General features: G+C 52.5%; 11 protein-coding genes. 6 read left to right on the top strand and 5 right to left on the bottom strand.

What is annotated here, in order from left to right; translation table 11 throughout:
- Positions 1 to 46 precede the first annotated feature (46 nt).
- Positions 47 to 697 carry an NAD(P)H-dependent oxidoreductase gene (locus tag ACYVJM_RS14515; protein ID WP_461148950.1) on the bottom strand — a complete coding sequence of 217 codons (651 nt, stop codon included), beginning with the start codon at positions 695 to 697 and terminating at the stop codon, positions 47 to 49.
- Positions 698 to 830: 133 nt separating this feature from the next.
- On the opposite strand from ACYVJM_RS14515, the gene ACYVJM_RS14510 reads away from it, so the two are divergent.
- Positions 831 to 1,739: a LysR family transcriptional regulator gene (locus ACYVJM_RS14510; RefSeq protein WP_461148949.1), complete on the top strand. Its 909-nt coding sequence runs from the start codon at positions 831 to 833 to the stop codon at positions 1,737 to 1,739.
- Here ACYVJM_RS14510 and ACYVJM_RS14505 read toward each other — a convergent pair.
- A complete protein-coding gene (locus tag ACYVJM_RS14505) occupies positions 1,732 to 2,862 on the bottom strand; it encodes an LLM class flavin-dependent oxidoreductase (protein WP_461148948.1) in 1,131 nt (376 codons plus the stop codon). The genes ACYVJM_RS14510 and ACYVJM_RS14505 overlap by 8 nt on opposite strands.
- Positions 2,863 to 2,941: 79 nt before the next feature.
- On the opposite strand from ACYVJM_RS14505, the gene ACYVJM_RS14500 reads away from it, so the two are divergent.
- Positions 2,942 to 5,851 (top strand): M16 family metallopeptidase, encoded by a 2,910-nt coding sequence (locus ACYVJM_RS14500; protein ID WP_461148947.1) that lies wholly within the window; start codon positions 2,942 to 2,944, stop codon positions 5,849 to 5,851.
- 66 nt (positions 5,852 to 5,917) lie between these two features.
- On the opposite strand, the gene ACYVJM_RS14495 is transcribed toward ACYVJM_RS14500, so the two are convergent.
- On the bottom strand, positions 5,918 to 7,213 hold the full coding sequence (locus ACYVJM_RS14495) for an APC family permease (protein ID WP_461148946.1): 1,296 nt from the start codon (positions 7,211 to 7,213) through the stop codon (positions 5,918 to 5,920).
- A 7-nt stretch (positions 7,214 to 7,220) separates the two neighbouring features.
- Positions 7,221 to 8,657: an amino acid permease gene (locus tag ACYVJM_RS14490; RefSeq protein ID WP_461148945.1), complete on the bottom strand. Its 1,437-nt coding sequence runs from the start codon at positions 8,655 to 8,657 to the stop codon at positions 7,221 to 7,223.
- Positions 8,658 to 8,873: 216 nt separating this feature from the next.
- Between ACYVJM_RS14490 and ACYVJM_RS14485 the strand changes: the two genes are divergently transcribed.
- The 4 genes from ACYVJM_RS14485 (at position 8,874) to aspS (ending at position 13,574) form a co-directional block, all read left to right on the top strand.
- A complete protein-coding gene (locus ACYVJM_RS14485) occupies positions 8,874 to 9,305 on the top strand; it encodes an RrF2 family transcriptional regulator (protein ID WP_461148944.1) in 432 nt (143 codons plus the stop codon).
- A gap of 230 nt (positions 9,306 to 9,535) precedes the next feature.
- Positions 9,536 to 9,877: a hypothetical protein gene (locus ACYVJM_RS14480; protein WP_461148943.1), complete on the top strand. Its 342-nt coding sequence runs from the start codon at positions 9,536 to 9,538 to the stop codon at positions 9,875 to 9,877.
- A gap of 317 nt (positions 9,878 to 10,194) precedes the next feature.
- Positions 10,195 to 11,670, top strand: coding sequence for an amidohydrolase (locus ACYVJM_RS14475; protein WP_461148942.1), 1,476 nt, complete (start codon positions 10,195 to 10,197; stop codon positions 11,668 to 11,670).
- Positions 11,671 to 11,804: 134 nt separating this feature from the next.
- Positions 11,805 to 13,574 (top strand): aspartate--tRNA ligase, encoded by a 1,770-nt coding sequence (gene aspS / locus ACYVJM_RS14470; protein WP_461148941.1) that lies wholly within the window; start codon positions 11,805 to 11,807, stop codon positions 13,572 to 13,574.
- 101 nt (positions 13,575 to 13,675) lie between these two features.
- Here aspS and ACYVJM_RS14465 read toward each other — a convergent pair whose 3' ends face one another.
- Positions 13,676 to 15,241, bottom strand: a complete 1,566-nt coding sequence (locus tag ACYVJM_RS14465; RefSeq protein ID WP_461148940.1) for a sulfatase family protein — start codon at positions 15,239 to 15,241, stop codon at positions 13,676 to 13,678.
- Positions 15,242 to 15,452 lie beyond the last annotated feature (211 nt).

Raw genomic sequence — 15,452 nt, 5'->3', positions numbered from 1 at the left:
TTGTATTTCCAGCAGTCGGCAGGACGCGTTTTTGTATTCGAATTCTTCAACCGACAACTAACTCCCCCTCCCTGCATTCGGCTATAATGCCGGTCGCATCAGGATCACTCAGTAGTATCTTGGCCAGATGAGCCGTATAGAGCTGTCGGTCGCGGTTCATGTCAGCATTCTTTTCAACGTCATGAAAGTGCATGCCTGCCAGAGGAGTCATACCGGTAAAGGCATTCATCCGGTGGAAACCAAACATAACCCCCTCATCGACGCTTTTCTGCCCAAAAAATTCACCCGGTAGTGTAAAGGCTTCTTTTGGCGCATTCCAGCTGGTGGTGAGCATGTATTGCCGACCCTGCAGCGAACCGCCAGTTCCGTAATTGATGGCAGGATTCTTCCGCGAGCGGCCATCGCTGGTATAGATACCGCGCTGGTGCCCGGCCGTAAAAACCAGATCGATGTATTGTTTAAGTTGGTGAGGCACTTGAAACCACCAGATCGGCGTGTGGTAAATGACCACATCCGCCCAAACGTATTTCTCCACCTCGTCGACTGGGTCGTAGTGCTCGTTGATATTGGTGACCTTCACGGCAAATTCCGGATGCTGACACAGAAAGTCGAGCGTCCAGCCCGTAAGTGTTTCGTTGAACAATCCCCCGGAATGAGCGAACTTCTGTCCGCCGTTGATAACAAATATATTTTTCATTTTGAAATAGCTGTTTGCTCTATTCCAGTAGTATTTACTATTCCTACCAGATTGACAGATGCAAAATTAGATAGGCATGATCTATCATAAAAATAAGTTAAATAGTAGCTTTAAATCAGTAAACTGATAGATTATGGTAGTCAATCTGGAATGGTTCCGAACGTTCAAAGCCATTTATGAGACGGGGTCCTTAACGGCAGCGGCTCAGGCATTATACATTTCTCAACCGGGTGTGAGCCTGCACCTGAATTCGCTGGAAGCACACACGGGATACAAACTGTTCGATCGGGCCGCCCGCCGGATGGTACCGACCGAGCGCGGCAAGGTCCTCTATAATTTCATTCTGGAACCAATTGGCAAACTGGAAGCCGCCGAGCAGCATTTTCATAAAAGCTCAAAAACGGACAAGGCCACGATCAGCATTGGCATGTGCTTTGAAACTTTCCAGTTCACGCTGGAACCTCATATCGCGAGCCTCCCCTTCAATGTTATCATCAAGTTCGGCGAGTATCCCGAAATGCAGCAGGATCTGGACAAAGGCCTGCTGGACCTGATAATCACCCCACAAAAAGGACCACAGCCAAACCTGGAGTACAACCCATTTTCCAAAGAGCGTATTGTGCTGGTAAGCGGAGCCAAATCGGATACTACAGAATTGAACAGCTTACTGGCAGACCGAAAATTCGATGAGGCCGAAGTCTGGTTGAAGCAGCACATCTGGTACAGTACCGCAGCGGACATGGACAACCTGAAAAAATTCTGGCATCTGAACTTCAACAGACACCCCGATTTCAAACCGAACTACATTGTGCCCAACATCTGCTCCATTGTCCGGTGTCTGAGTGACGGGGAGGGATTTTCGATCATTCCCGACTTTCTCTGCCGGGAAGAGATCGACGCAGGAAAGGTCAAAAAAGTATGGGATGGCACAACCATCATTGAAAATACGCTCTATTTCGGCACCCGAAAGAAAACTATCTACCACGACGAGATCCATCAGATTCAACAGATCTTCAAGAAGAATACCGTTGGACTTACCTAACAGGCATCCGGTTCTGCAAACGCGAGAGCGTCGTTTGGGGCAAACGGGGTAATACCAGCCGGGCAAAGTAGTCGGCCTCTTCCTTGAGCGGATAGCCTGAAAAAATAAAGGCCCGGATACCCATGTCCATATAGCGATTGATCTTCTCTACGATTTGATCGGCACTGCCTACCAGCGCTCCGCCCGCTCCCGAACGGGCTTTGCCAATATCGGTCCAGAGCAGCGGCTCCACGTACCCATCGGTATCAGCGGCTTCGCGCAATTCGTTCTGCCGTTTCACCCCCAGCGACCACGAGCTTTGTGATGACTGTTTCATAGCAGCCCCACGTACCGGGTCGAACTTCGACATGATATGCCGGGACCAGTTGCGGGCTTCGGCCTCGGTTTCGCGCACAATCACGTGGATTCGTAAGCCAAAATCCACCTGCCTGCCATAGCGGGCGGCTCGTTCGGCAACGTCCTGCATGTTGGCGTACAATAGCTCTTCCGTTTCGGGCCACATCAAAAATACATCGCAGTAACGGGCGCAAACGTCCCGCGCCCCATCCGATGTACCACCAAAGTACAGCAATGGCCCGCCGTTTTGCTGATACGGCTTAACCGGGTCGGCGGCCAGACTGATTTTTCCGTAAACAGGCCCGTCGTGTTCAATACGGTCACTCGTCCAGGCTTGCTTCAGAATCTGAATAGTTTCGGCGCATCGCTGGTACCGGAAATCGGCATCTTCACGATAGCCGGGCAGATCGGAGTTGATAATATTTATCGTGAGCCGTCCCTGAAGCATGTGGTCGAGGGAGGCCAGCGAGCGAGCCAGCATGGGCGGGTGCATTTCCCCGCACCGGATGGCGGTGAGCAGGTTAATGGTGTGCAGATCAGGAGCGACGCCGGCCGCAAAAGGAATCACCTCCTGCCCGATCATGTACGACGTGGGTAAAAGTAAGTTGGCAAAACCGAGCCGTTCGGCGGTCAGCGCAATATCGCGGCAGTGTGAAAAGGTACTGTTGGCAGGCTCACGAACGCTGATAAATTCGGTATCTTCTCCGCAGAGATCAGAAAACCAGGCTACTTCACAAACACGGTCTGTTGTTCGGGTAGCAATGGTTGAAATAGGTTGGGAAAGCATGTTTTGGTAACGAAAATCGGGTAATCGGGATTTTAAGATAGTATTTATTTCGTACTTTGTCTGCTTAATAACCCATTTCATGAACATACGCTTTCCTTTACTACTGCCATTCCTATGCCTGTTATCGGTTGGAGTGGCTCATTCCCAGACCCGGCTGGTTGAGAAAGTAACCCGAAAGGGTAATGAGCTCGTAATCCCTTACGAGAAATACGTACTGCCCAATGGCTTAACGCTGATTGTTCACGAAGACCACTCCGACCCCGTCGTTCACGTCGACGTCACATACCACGTGGGTTCGGCCCGGGAAGAAATCGGGAAGTCGGGCTTTGCTCACTTCTTCGAACACATGATGTTTCAGGGTTCCGACCACGTAGCCGACGATGAGCATTTCAAGATCGTGACGGAATCGGGCGGAACGCTCAACGGATCGACCAACCGCGACCGAACGAACTACTACGAAACGCTGCCCAGCAACCAGCTCGAACGGGCACTCTGGCTCGAAGCCGACCGCATGGGCTTTCTGCTGGATGCCGTTACTCAGAAAAAGTTCGAGATTCAGCGGGCCACCGTTAAAAACGAACGCGGCCAGAACTACGACAACCGACCTTACGGACTGTCCAGTGAGTACGTAGCTAAAAACCTGTATGCGTATGGGCACCCCTACTCCTGGCTTACCATCGGCTACATCGAAGACCTGAACCGGGTAAATGTGAACGACCTGAAAAACTTCTTCCTGCGCTGGTACGGTCCCAACAATGCCGTGCTGACGATTGGGGGCGACGTAAACGCCAAACAGGTAGTAGCTCTGACCGAAAAGTACTTCGGCTCGATTCCCCGTGGTCCGGAAGTGACTAAAACGCAGGTGCCCACGCCTGTGATAGACAAAGATCGGTACGTTTCGTACGAGGATAACGTGCGCTTCCCCATGCTGCAACTGGTATTTCCAACGGTGCCGAACTACCACCCGGACGAAGCTCCTCTCGACGCACTGGCCGAAATTCTGGGCGGTGGTAAAAACTCACTCTTCTATAAGAATCTGGTAAAAACGCAGTTGGCTGTTCAGGCCAATGCCTCGCACCCCGCCACCGAGCTGGCTGGCCAGATGGCGCTGATCGTCCTGCCGTTCCCCGGCAAGAGTCTGGATAGCACCGAAGCCGTTGTTCGCCGGACGCTGGCCGAATTTGAACGCCGGGGTGCTACCGATGATGACATTGCGCAGTTCAGAGCCACCCGCGAAGCGGATCTGATCAACGGCCTGTCGAGCGTATCCGGCAAAGTATCGCAGCTGGCAGCTTTTCAAACCTACCTCGGCAACCCAAACTACCTGCCTCAGGAACTGAAACGCTACACGAGTGTGACGAAAGCCGATGTGATGCGGGTATTTAACCAGTACATAAAGGGTAAAAACGCGGTAATCCTGACGGTATATCCTAAAGGCAAGCCCGAAATTGTGGCGAAACCCGATAACTACACAGTGTCGACGGCCAACTACAAGGCCCCGGATTACGGCTATAACGGTCTGACTTACACCAAACCCAAAGATAGTTTCGACCGGAAAACGAAACCCGGCCCCGGCGCCAATCCGGCCCTGAAAGTACCCCCCTTCTGGAACGACAAACTGCCCAACGGGATCAAGGTAATTGGCACGCGTAACGACGAGATTCCGGCCATAACGATGCTGTTCACCATCAAGGGCGGACATTTGCTGGAAGCCAATAACCCGTCGAAGGCAGGGGTGGCGCAACTGACGGCTTCGCTCATGAACGAGGCTACGCAGAACTACACCAACGAGCAGCTTAACACGAAGCTCGAGAAGCTGGGCAGCAGCATCGATATCCGGGCCAATACCGAAGAGATCACCATCTCGGTCGAAGCATTAATGAAGAATCTGGATTCGACACTGGCGCTGGTGGAAGAGAAACTGCTGCGCCCCAAATTTGACCAGGATGATTTCGATCGGTTGAAAAAGCAACAGCTGGAACTGATCAGCAACCAGAGCACGCAGCCGGTTGTGATTGCCAACAAAGCCTACAGCAAGCTGCTTTATGGCTCCGATAATATCCGGTCGGTGCCTTTAAGTGGAACCACCAAAACGGTTGAATCCATTACGCTGGACGATGTAAAGGCATTTTACAAAAATTACCTGTCGCCATCGGTAACAAACATGGTGATTGTGGGCGATATTGAACAGGCAGCGATCATGCCCAAGCTGGCATTTTTGTCGAAATGGGCAGCGAAACCGGTGAAAATCCCAACCTCCCCGGCGCCTAAAAAAATCGACAAAACCCGTCTTTACCTGATTGATAAAGAGCAGGCAGCCCAGTCCGAAATCCGGATAGGCTATATCACGAACCTGCCTTACGACGCCACCGGCGACTATTACAAGGCAAGCCTGGCCAACTACATGCTGGGCGGGGCCTTCAGCAGCCGCATCAACATGAACCTGCGCGAAGACAAAGGCTATACCTACGGGGCTCGCTCGGGTTTTTCGAGCACCAACACCCCCGGTCCCTTTACGGCGCAGGCGGGCGTAAAAGCGGCCGCAACGGATAGCTCGGTGATTGAGTTTGTGAAGGAAATAACCAACTACGCCAAATCGGGCATAACGGAGCAGGAACTGACCTTTGTGAAGAGCTCACTGGGCCAGAGCGATGCCCTGCGTTACGAAACGTCGCTCCAGAAGGCATTTTTCCTCAGCCGGATCATCGAGTACAACCTGCCCCGCAATTATGTGGAACAGCAGAGTGAAATTCTTCGCAAGATCACCAAAGCCGAAATCGACGCCGTTGCCAAAAAACAACTACCAATCAATAACATGATCATTACGGTGGTGGGTAACAAACAGTTGATCAAACCCGGCCTGGAAAAACTGGGCTACGAACTGGTCGAACTGGATAAAGAAGGCAACGTACTGAGTTCATCCACTCCCCCGGCCGAAACGCCTGCGGGCGGTGCCCCGGCCAGAATGTCATCGGGCAAAAAGAATTAGGACGCTGTTTTCTCATCGGAATAATGAAAGAAGGGGTGTCACGGTTGCAACCGTGACACCCCTTCTTCAATTTCCGCTCGCTTTTCTTCGCATCCCCAGAAAAATAAGCAGCCCAATCCCAGCGGCAATGGCCACATCGCGGGCTTCACGACCCGAACTATTGCTCAGCAGCCAGACGCACAACAAAACCGTAACGCTCGCAACAACTACACCACCCATCACCCGAAACTGCGCCACTGGCACATCGGTACGCCGACGCAGCACAGGCAGGGCCGCGCTGGTCAGGGCGAAGTACGCCAACCGAATCAGGGTGCTTAGCGTGAGTGCGTAGAGGAAGGTACCCGTTACGGCCAGCAGAAGCTGCAACGCAGCCGTAACGAAGATGGCAATATAAGGCGTACGAAAACGAGGGTGCGTTCGGGCCAGCCAGCGGGGCAGTTGTTTCTGCTCGGCCATGGCAAACAGCAGGCGCGGACCGGTCAGCATGAGCGCGTGCAGTGTGCCCAGGGCTGTGAGCAGAGCCACAACTGCGATAAACACAGCCCCGGCCGGACCAATAAACTGCCCGGCGGCATCGGCCAGCGGACGATCCGAATGCGCCAGATCGGGTAACGTACCGATGCAAACAACCTGCACGGCCATGAACAACACCGCCACCGTACCAATGGACACCAGTAAGGCTAGCGGCACCGTTCGTTGCGGATGCTGCACCTCCCCCGATGGAATGGCCGCTACATCGAAGCCGGAAAACGTGAAGATCAGCAACAGGACGGCCTGCGAAAACGGCGTATAGTCCGGAAAACGGGGAAACACAAAGGCGTCCGGGTTTATGAAAAAGAGCCCGCCCACGGCAAACGCGCCAATAGCCAGTAGCTTACTAATGGTAAACACCGTATTGACCCGAGCCGACCGTTGCACACCCAGGTAGTTCAGGATAGCCAGGGCCAGCACAATTGACGTTATCAGTGCGGTACGCTCCCAGCCGCTGCCCAGCTGAGGGCGAAAAAGTGCAGCGTAGTTCACAACCAAATTACAGATGGAGGCAAAGGCGGCCATGCGGGAGAGCCAGAACAGCCAGCCAACTTCAAAGCCCACCAGCGGCCCGAACGCAACACGCGCGTAGAGATATGGCCCGCCCGTGCCACTAAACCGGCTGCTTACCTCAGCAAAACACAGGATAATGAGTGTCACGATGGCTGCACTAACTCCATAAGCCAGTAAGCTCCAGGCGCCCACCAGCCCATAAATTTTAGCGGGCAAACCCAGAATTCCCGCCCCAATAGTGATATTGATAATCAGCGCAATAAAATCGAACGGCCGGATAGCCCGGTCTAGCCCTGTCTCGGGGGCGGGTGGAGTCATAGGCGTATCAGCTTTCCCGCAATTTACTCCGCTTTTGGCCATACGAATAATAAATTACCAGGCCGATAGCCAGCCACACCACCAGCCGCAGCCACGTATCGCCGGGTAAGGAGACCATCATGACCAAACAGGTAAGAATGCCCAGGATAGGAACCACCGGCACCCAGGGCGTCCGAAAGGATCGGGGCGCATCCGGCTGTTTTTTGCGGAGAATCAGTATGCCCAGACACACCATCACGAACGCCAGCAAGGTTCCGATGCTTGTCATTTCGCCAACTACCCGGATGGGCACAAAGCCCGCAAAGAGGCCAATGAACACGCACAGCAGCAAGTTTGCCTTCCAGGGCGTTCGGAAACGGGGGTGAATCTCAGAAAATACTTTGGGCAGCAACCCATCGCGGCTCATTGAGAAAAACACCCGCGACTGACCCAGTAAGTCGACCAGAATGACCGATGTATAGCCGATCAGGATGGCACCAATAATTAACTGACCCAGCCAGCGATAGGGCGTTTTGGCAATGGCGATGGCTACCGGAGCCGCACTATCCTTAAACTCCGTGTAGTTGGCCATACCCGTCATGACATACCCGAAGAGCACGAATAACAGCGTACAAACCACTAGCGAACCAATAATTCCAATGGGCATGTCGCGCTGGGGATTGCGGGCCTCCTGCGCCATAGTCGCCACAATGTCAAACCCAATAAATACGAAGAACACAACCCCGGCCCCGCGTAACACCCCACTCCAGCCAAACTCACCAAAAGTGCCGGTATTTTCTGGAATATACGGCTGGTAATTAGCGGGATCTATATACTGCCAGCCGAGCGCAATGAACACCAGCACAACCAGTACTTTCAGCGTTACTACAACGGAATTGAACAGGGTAGAGCCCGACGTTCCGCGGATAATAATGCCGGTGATGAGCACCACAATCAGGACGGCGGGCAGATTAACGAAGCCGGAAACGGTCGTTCCATCGGCTCCGAGTACCGTTTCAAACGGCGACGCCATGAAGCGGGGCGGTAGATGCAGCCCAAAATAGCTCAGAAACCGGGTCAAGTACTGCGACCAGCTGATGGCCACCGTTGCCGCCCCTACCGAATACTCCAGCACCAAATCCCAGCCAATGATCCAGGCAAACAGTTCGCCCAGGGTAGCATAGGCATACGTATAAGCACTGCCCGCCACAGGCACCATAGCCGCAAATTCGGCGTAACACAAGGCACTGAATGCGCACCCAATGGCGGCCACCACGAACGAAAGGGTAACAGCCGGTCCGGCATGATTGGCGGCCGCCAGCCCGGTTAGTGAAAATAAACCGGCGCCAATAATAACACCGATGCCAATGGCAACCAGATTGAATGCACCAAGGGACCGTTTAAGAGTCGATTCTCCGCTTTGAGCGGCTTCCTGCCGTAAAAGGTCAAGGGATTTTATACGCATACAGTAAGAGTAACAAGCCCCATTGACAAACGATGTCAATGGGGCAATGGGGGCAGCCAACTACGCTGAGATCAGCAGAAAACGACTTTTTTCGACAACCCAATGAGTAAAATAACGGTCATAATTTTTATTTTCCAATTTACTACACAAACTTTATAGGATAAACTGACTATTTCACTTGCGCTATCGGGAACGTCCCGAAAAATAAACGTATCTATGATCTCAAAAAAAGCAAAGTACGCGATTAAGGCTCTCAAAGCATTGACTGAATCTTACGGAGCCGGACCCATCTTGATTACGGATATTGCCAAGCGGGAAAACATTCCCCATAAATTTCTGGAGGGTATTCTGCTGGAAATGCGCAATCATGGCATTCTGCAAAGCCAGAAAGGCAAAGGGGGCGGCTATCTGTTACGGGTAGACCCGGAGCGCATCAATCTGGCTCAGGTGATCCGGATCATCGATGGCCCCATTGCTCCTACCCCCTGCGTTTCCCTGAACTTCTACGTGCGCTGCGACGATTGCAACGATGAAGAGACGTGTTCGATCCGCCCAATCATGCTTCGGGTTCGTGATGCGAACCTGGCCGTATATGAGAAAACGACGATACAGATGCTGGTAGACAAAAATAAACAACCCACCTCTTAGGCCGCAATGGCTGGTTAAGTAGGGTTTTGCACCTGCTTGTCAAGGCGTTTCAGGCAAAAACCTTGTTACCGAAAGTAATTATCCGTATTATTAACTTACCATTTAGTAAATACCTAAGCACCAAAATAAAAAACTATTGTACGGATAATACGACCTGACCTTAAATACTTGTTTCTTTGTACATAAACGTAAACCTATTTACTATCTCTATCCACTGATAGTTAGTAATTATGACAAGAGAAAGTTTTAATCAGTTATTTAATGAGTACCGTCAGCAAGTGGTTGACTCAAGTACTGCCGCCGTTCAGGCAAGCTCTCCCGATAATACCCCTGGCTGGCTGGTTGTTCTTCAGCGCCATGTTCAGGAATGGAAGCAGCATTACGGTTCAGAGAGTCAGGCAATCCAGGCGGTAAAAGCCAGACACATGTACAGCCGGTTCATGAATTCCGACAAGTCAATAGATATAGAGCAGGAGATCTCAGAAGTAACAAAATCATTTCAGCTAAAGCGGGAAACAATCTGGATACGTCAGCAACATGAGTTGAGTAAGCTGGGCATATCAATGGGCTAATCCCCTCGATAGTGGTTGCCCTACAGCGAGTATCCTTTGCGTTATCCGGCTGCCTCTATAAGCTCCAATCGTTTTTCCTCCGTCACGAGGAGGCATTCCCTCCTGAACATCGGCCATAAAACAGGCATTTTGTCCCGTTTTATGGCCGATGTTGTTTTGTTTGATCTCTCCTCCGGCGGTGCGCCAATACGATCGGCAGCGAACTTAGTGGAGTATGAATGACCTGGTATGTACAACATTGTCGTGGCAGGATTGCCGGACTTATGTTTTTCTCCTATTTTTATCGGTTATCACTCCCTATTACTGAATACACCCGCATGAAAACACAACTTCTTACAGCAGCACTGCTACTGCCTGTGCTGGTTTTCGCCCAATCGGGCCGAAACAAAAAAACGGGCGCAACCGCCAGCCCCGACAAGGACAAGCAGGCCATCCTAGCCAATCTGGACAAACGCTCGCCCGAGTACGCGGGGATCTCCAAAAAAATATGGGACTTTGCCGAGCTGGGCTATATGGAAGAGAAAAGCTCGAAACTACTGGAGGATCAGCTCATAAAAGAAGGCTTCGACGTAAAAACGGGCGTGGCGGGTATTCCAACCGCCTTTGTGGCGACCTACGGTTCCGGTAAACCCGTTATCGGCATACTGGGTGAGTACGATGCCCTGCCCGGCCTCGCTACCGAAGCCAAGCCCGACTTTACCCCCATTCCGGGACAGCGTGGCGGGCATGGCTGCGGGCATAATCTGTTCGGGACGGCGTCAATGGCCGCTGCAGTCGAACTAAAAGACTGGCTTAAATCGTCGGGGCATTCGGGAACGATCAAAATTTACGGCTGCCCGGCCGAAGAAGGGGGCGCGGGTAAGGTGTACATGGTACGCGAAGGGTTGTTCAACGACGTCGATGTGGTCTTGCACTGGCACCCTGGTTCGCAGAATGCCGCCGATGCCGGCACATCGCTGGCGAATAAGAATGCTAAATTCCGTTTCCGGGGAATTGCCGCTCACGCAGCCGCATCGCCCGAACGGGGTCGGTCGGCGCTGGATGGCGTTGAATCCATGAACTACATGGTCAACATGATGCGTGAACACATTCCGCAGGATACCCGGATTCACTACGTAATTACTAAAGGGGGCGACGCTCCGAATGTGGTTCCGGCTTTTGCGGAGGTCTATTATTACGCCCGGCATAAAGATCGCGATATTCTGCAGAGTGTCTGGAAACGGATCGAGAATGCGGCCGAAGGGGCGGCCAAAGGTACCGGCACCCAAGTGGAGTGGGAAGTGCTGGGTGGTGTTTTTAACCTGCTACCCAACGTCACGCTGGCCGAAGTGATGCACCAGAATCTGAAAACCGTTGGTGGTGTTACGTACACACCCGAAGAAACGGCCTTCGCCGAGAAAATCAGCGCAACCTTTGGCGAACAGAAAGTACCCATTACCAACGCGGCACTGGTGAAAGATTTCCGGGATGCGTCGGAGAGTGCAACCAGTGGTGGTTCTACCGATGTGGGCGATGTAAGCTGGACGGTCCCCACCGTTGGCCTGTCGACGGCTACCTGGGTACCGGGTTCGTCGGCCCACAGCTGGCAGTCGACGGCGGCCAGTGGCATGAGCATTGGGCAGAAAGGCATGATCGTAGCTGCCAAGACGCTGGCCCTGACGGCGCTGGACTTATACAAATCGCCCGCCCTTATCGAGAAAGCCCGGGCTGAATGGATTCAGAAGCGTGGGGCCAACTTTAAATACGAAGCCCTGCTTGGCGATCGTAAACCAGCATTGGATTACCGGAAGTGAGTTGGTACCTTTGCGGTTTATAAAATAACTGTTACACAGAGATGCACGGAGGATAAAAGAGATACGCAGAGTTCTTAGTGTATCTCTTTTATCCTCCGTGCATCTCTGTGTAACAGACCTTTACCTACGAAACCATGCTTCGGACGCACACCTGCGGAGAACTCCGCCTTACTGACCACAACACCACAGCAACCCTTTGCGGTTGGGTTCAGACCATCCGCGATAAAGGCGGTGTTCTATGGATTGACCTCCGTGATCGCTACGGTATTACACAACTTTTGCTCGAAGACGGCCAAACAGCTCCTGAACTGTTCACCATTGCCCGCTCCCTGGGCCGTGAATTCGTGGTGAAAGCCACGGGAACCGTTATCGAACGGAAATCGAAAAACCCGAATATTCCAACCGGTGAGATTGAGTTGAAGGTAACGTCGCTGGAGGTGCTGAACCCTGCTAAACTGCCGCCTTTCCTCATCGAAGACGAAACCGACGGGGGCGATGACCTCCGCATGAAGTACCGGTATCTCGACTTACGTCGGAATCCCGTTCGCAAGAGCCTTGAGCTGCGCCACCGCATGGCCCAGCAAACCCGAATTTACATGGATGGGCAGGACTTCATTGAAGTGGAAACGCCCGTTCTGATCAAATCGACACCCGAAGGCGCACGGGATTTTGTCGTTCCCAGCCGCATGAACCCAGGCGAATTTTATGCCCTGCCCCAGTCGCCCCAGACATTCAAGCAATTGCTGATGGTTTCGGGTTTTGACCGGTATTATCAGATTGTCAAGTGTTTCCGGGACGAGGACCTTCGCGCGGACCGCCAGCCGGAGTTCACACAAATCGACTGCGAAATGTCGTTTGTGGAGCAGGAAGATATTCTGAATATGTTTGAAGGGCTGGTCCGTCACCTGTTCAAGGCCGTCAAAGGCATTGATATGGCTTCGGTTCCCCGCATGACCTATGCCGACGCGATGAAGTTCTACGGCTCCGACAAGCCAGATACCCGATTCGGCATGGAGTTCGTCGAGTTAAAAGCACCCTTCGATACCGTCGACATGACCTCGGGCAAAGGCTTCGGCGTATTTGACTCGGCCGAGTTGGTCGTGGGCATTAACGCCACTGGTTGCGCGCATTACACCCGTAAGCAGCTCGACGAACTGACCGACTGGATCAAACGCCCGCAGATTGGCGCCAAGGGGCTGATCTATGTTCGCTACAATGAAGATGGTACACTGAAATCGTCCGTCGACAAGTTCTATTCCGAGACGGAGTTGAAAGCCTGGGCCGCCCATTTTGGGGCTAAACCCGGCGATCTGATGCTGATCATGTCGGGCGATTGTGCGAAAGCCCGCAAGCAATTAAGCGAACTGCGTTTGGAAATGGGCAGCCGTCTGGGCCTGCGCGACCCAAACGTGTTCAGTACATTATGGGTTCTCGACTTCCCGCTGCTGGAATTCGGCGAAGAAGAGAACCGCTGGTTTGCCATGCACCACCCCTTCACCTCGCCCAAGCCGGAAGATATTCCGCTGCTGGACACCGATCTGGGGGCTGTTCGGGCCAATGCGTATGACCTGGTCATCAATGGAACGGAAGTAGGTGGCGGTTCGATCCGGATTTTCAACCGCGATTTACAGGCCCGTATGTTCAGCATTCTGGGCTTCTCGGACGAAGAGGCCAAAGCGCAGTTCGGATTCCTGATGGATGCTTTTGAATTTGGCGCTCCCCCGCATGGTGGCATCGCCTTTGGTTTCGACCGGCTGTGTTCGCTCTTCGGTGGGGCCGATTCCATCCGCGACTTTATCGCCTTCCCGAAAAACAATTCGGGCCGCGATGTCATGATCGACTCGCCTTCCGTCATTTCGCAGGCGCAGTTGAACGAGCTGAAAATTGCGACACTAGCAAAGTGAAAGTTATAACCAAAAAGGCGCAAAGGTCACAGAGAACTCCATACTCTGTGACCTTTGCGCCTTTTTGGTTAGATCTCTTTTTAACGTAGCCCTTACATACCTCACTCAACATCCCATTTACTAACCCACGGGTCATGCGTTTGCTGCTGAAACCGTTTAAGCTTGGTTTGCATTCGGCTTAATACATCCCGATAACGCGGGTCAGCCGCCAGATTTCGCACCTCATCAGGGTCCGTTTGCAGGTCGTACAGCTCGAACCGGGGGCGATGCAGATAAGCATTCACCGTTCGTTTACCGTATACTTTCTGCTTCGTCCGGAGAATATCCTGCCACGTAAAGGAGTGATACAAGTCGAGTGCCATGGGAAAGGGCAGTTGATGGGCAATGTTATAAATCAGTTTATACCGGCGTTCCCGGACCACCCGCATGGGGTAATACATAGTCACTTCGTGTAGCGAGTGTGAGGCATATACGTCATCCCAACCCGATACATTTTCCTGCTCAATGATGTCTTTGAAAGAACGCCCGTACGTTGGCGACATGCCGAACCAGACACCGGCAAAGTCCAGCAGCGTAGGTGTTATATCGGCCCAAGAGATCATGGCGTCCTGGACAAATCCCCGTTTGGTGGGTTTAGGTAGCTTAACAATGCACGGCAACCGCATTCCCGGTTCATAGAGGGTTGTTTTTGCCCCCGGAAAAGGCGCGCCATTGTCCGACAGATACACAATCAGGGTATTATCGTACTGTCCGGTTTCTTTCAGGTAGTCCATCAGTCGGCCAACACCCGCGTCCAATCGGCTAATGGACTCATAATACTGAGCCAGTTCGGCCCGGCACGCTTTTGTATCGGGTAAGTAAGCCGGTACGCGCACATCCCGAGGCTGGTAAAAATGGTCGCCTATCTGTGGATACCCACCCGGCCTATTTCCGAACACATTAGGTTTGGTACCGTCAAAAATTGGCGACCCATCGGCGGCTACCGTGTTGCTGCGGTGCGGGTCATCCGTGGCAAAGTACAGAAAGAAGGGTTGAGCGGTGTTCGGTTGGGTTTCGCTCGGCTGGGCCGTTAATGCGCTGGCACGGGTCGTAGCCGTAGCTTCCAGAAACGGATAACAGAACCGAGCCATTTCGACCGGACTACGGCCAATGGAGACCGGGTCATTGACGCCACCCCCTTTTAACACCTGTTGAAAATGGTACACCTTTTCCGGCGCCACATGCAGTTTCCCGATTCGGGCGGTGCGGTAGCCGGCTTTTTCGAGGAGAACGGGCAGCGACCGCACAGTATCGAAAGACGCGAAGTGGTGCTCCTGATGTTCAAGACCATACATCCCGTTGGTGTGGTTCTGCAAGCCCGTCAACAACACGGATCGGCTGGGACTGCAACTGGCCGTTGTACAAAACGCATTGGAAAAGCGAACCCCGTCGGCGGCCAATTGATCGATGTTGGGCGTCTTGACAGCCGATGCCCCATAGCAGCCTAAAACCTCCCGGCCATGATCGTCGGCAACGATCAAAACAATGTTTGGGCGGCTATCGACAACCCCTGTTTTCTGCCCGGCCTTACGGGGCAAAGGGGTAGGTTCGGTACCGCCAGATACGGTGTATACGACCCAGAATAATACCGGAACGCTACTCAAAAGCGACTTTAGGCCGTTGACCATGCGGAAACAAATATGTATTCTTTAATGGATTATTAACGAATATCGGGTTAACTCTCGATATATTTATGAAACTTATTGACCTTTTTATAAACCAATTCTAATTTTATTTATACTAGCGTTCGCTTTGAGAAGAACACTATTTTGTAAAAAAATACGTCAGGCAGACTTTTTGCTACGCTTTATACAATTTATAAAACTATTAACTTTTCGT

This window comes from Spirosoma pulveris, assembly GCF_054781875.1.
This window is presented reverse-complemented; position numbering and strand designations above follow the sequence as displayed.

What these genes read in the sequence shown, in the direction of transcription:
- ACYVJM_RS14515 (WP_461148950.1), bottom strand. Translation starts at nt 697, where the DNA reads ATGAAAAATATATTTGTTATCAACGGCGGACAGAAGTTCGCTCATTCC.
- ACYVJM_RS14510 (WP_461148949.1), top strand. Translation starts at nt 831, where the DNA reads ATGGTAGTCAATCTGGAATGGTTCCGAACGTTCAAAGCCATTTATGAG.
- ACYVJM_RS14505 (WP_461148948.1), bottom strand. Translation starts at nt 2,862, where the DNA reads ATGCTTTCCCAACCTATTTCAACCATTGCTACCCGAACAACAGACCGT.
- ACYVJM_RS14500 (WP_461148947.1), top strand. Translation starts at nt 2,942, where the DNA reads ATGAACATACGCTTTCCTTTACTACTGCCATTCCTATGCCTGTTATCG.
- ACYVJM_RS14495 (WP_461148946.1), bottom strand. Translation starts at nt 7,213, where the DNA reads ATGACTCCACCCGCCCCCGAGACAGGGCTAGACCGGGCTATCCGGCCG.
- ACYVJM_RS14490 (WP_461148945.1), bottom strand. Translation starts at nt 8,657, where the DNA reads ATGCGTATAAAATCCCTTGACCTTTTACGGCAGGAAGCCGCTCAAAGC.
- ACYVJM_RS14485 (WP_461148944.1), top strand. Translation starts at nt 8,874, where the DNA reads ATGATCTCAAAAAAAGCAAAGTACGCGATTAAGGCTCTCAAAGCATTG.
- ACYVJM_RS14480 (WP_461148943.1), top strand. Translation starts at nt 9,536, where the DNA reads ATGACAAGAGAAAGTTTTAATCAGTTATTTAATGAGTACCGTCAGCAA.
- ACYVJM_RS14475 (WP_461148942.1), top strand. Translation starts at nt 10,195, where the DNA reads ATGAAAACACAACTTCTTACAGCAGCACTGCTACTGCCTGTGCTGGTT.
- aspS (WP_461148941.1), top strand. Translation starts at nt 11,805, where the DNA reads ATGCTTCGGACGCACACCTGCGGAGAACTCCGCCTTACTGACCACAAC.
- ACYVJM_RS14465 (WP_461148940.1), bottom strand. Translation starts at nt 15,241, where the DNA reads ATGGTCAACGGCCTAAAGTCGCTTTTGAGTAGCGTTCCGGTATTATTC.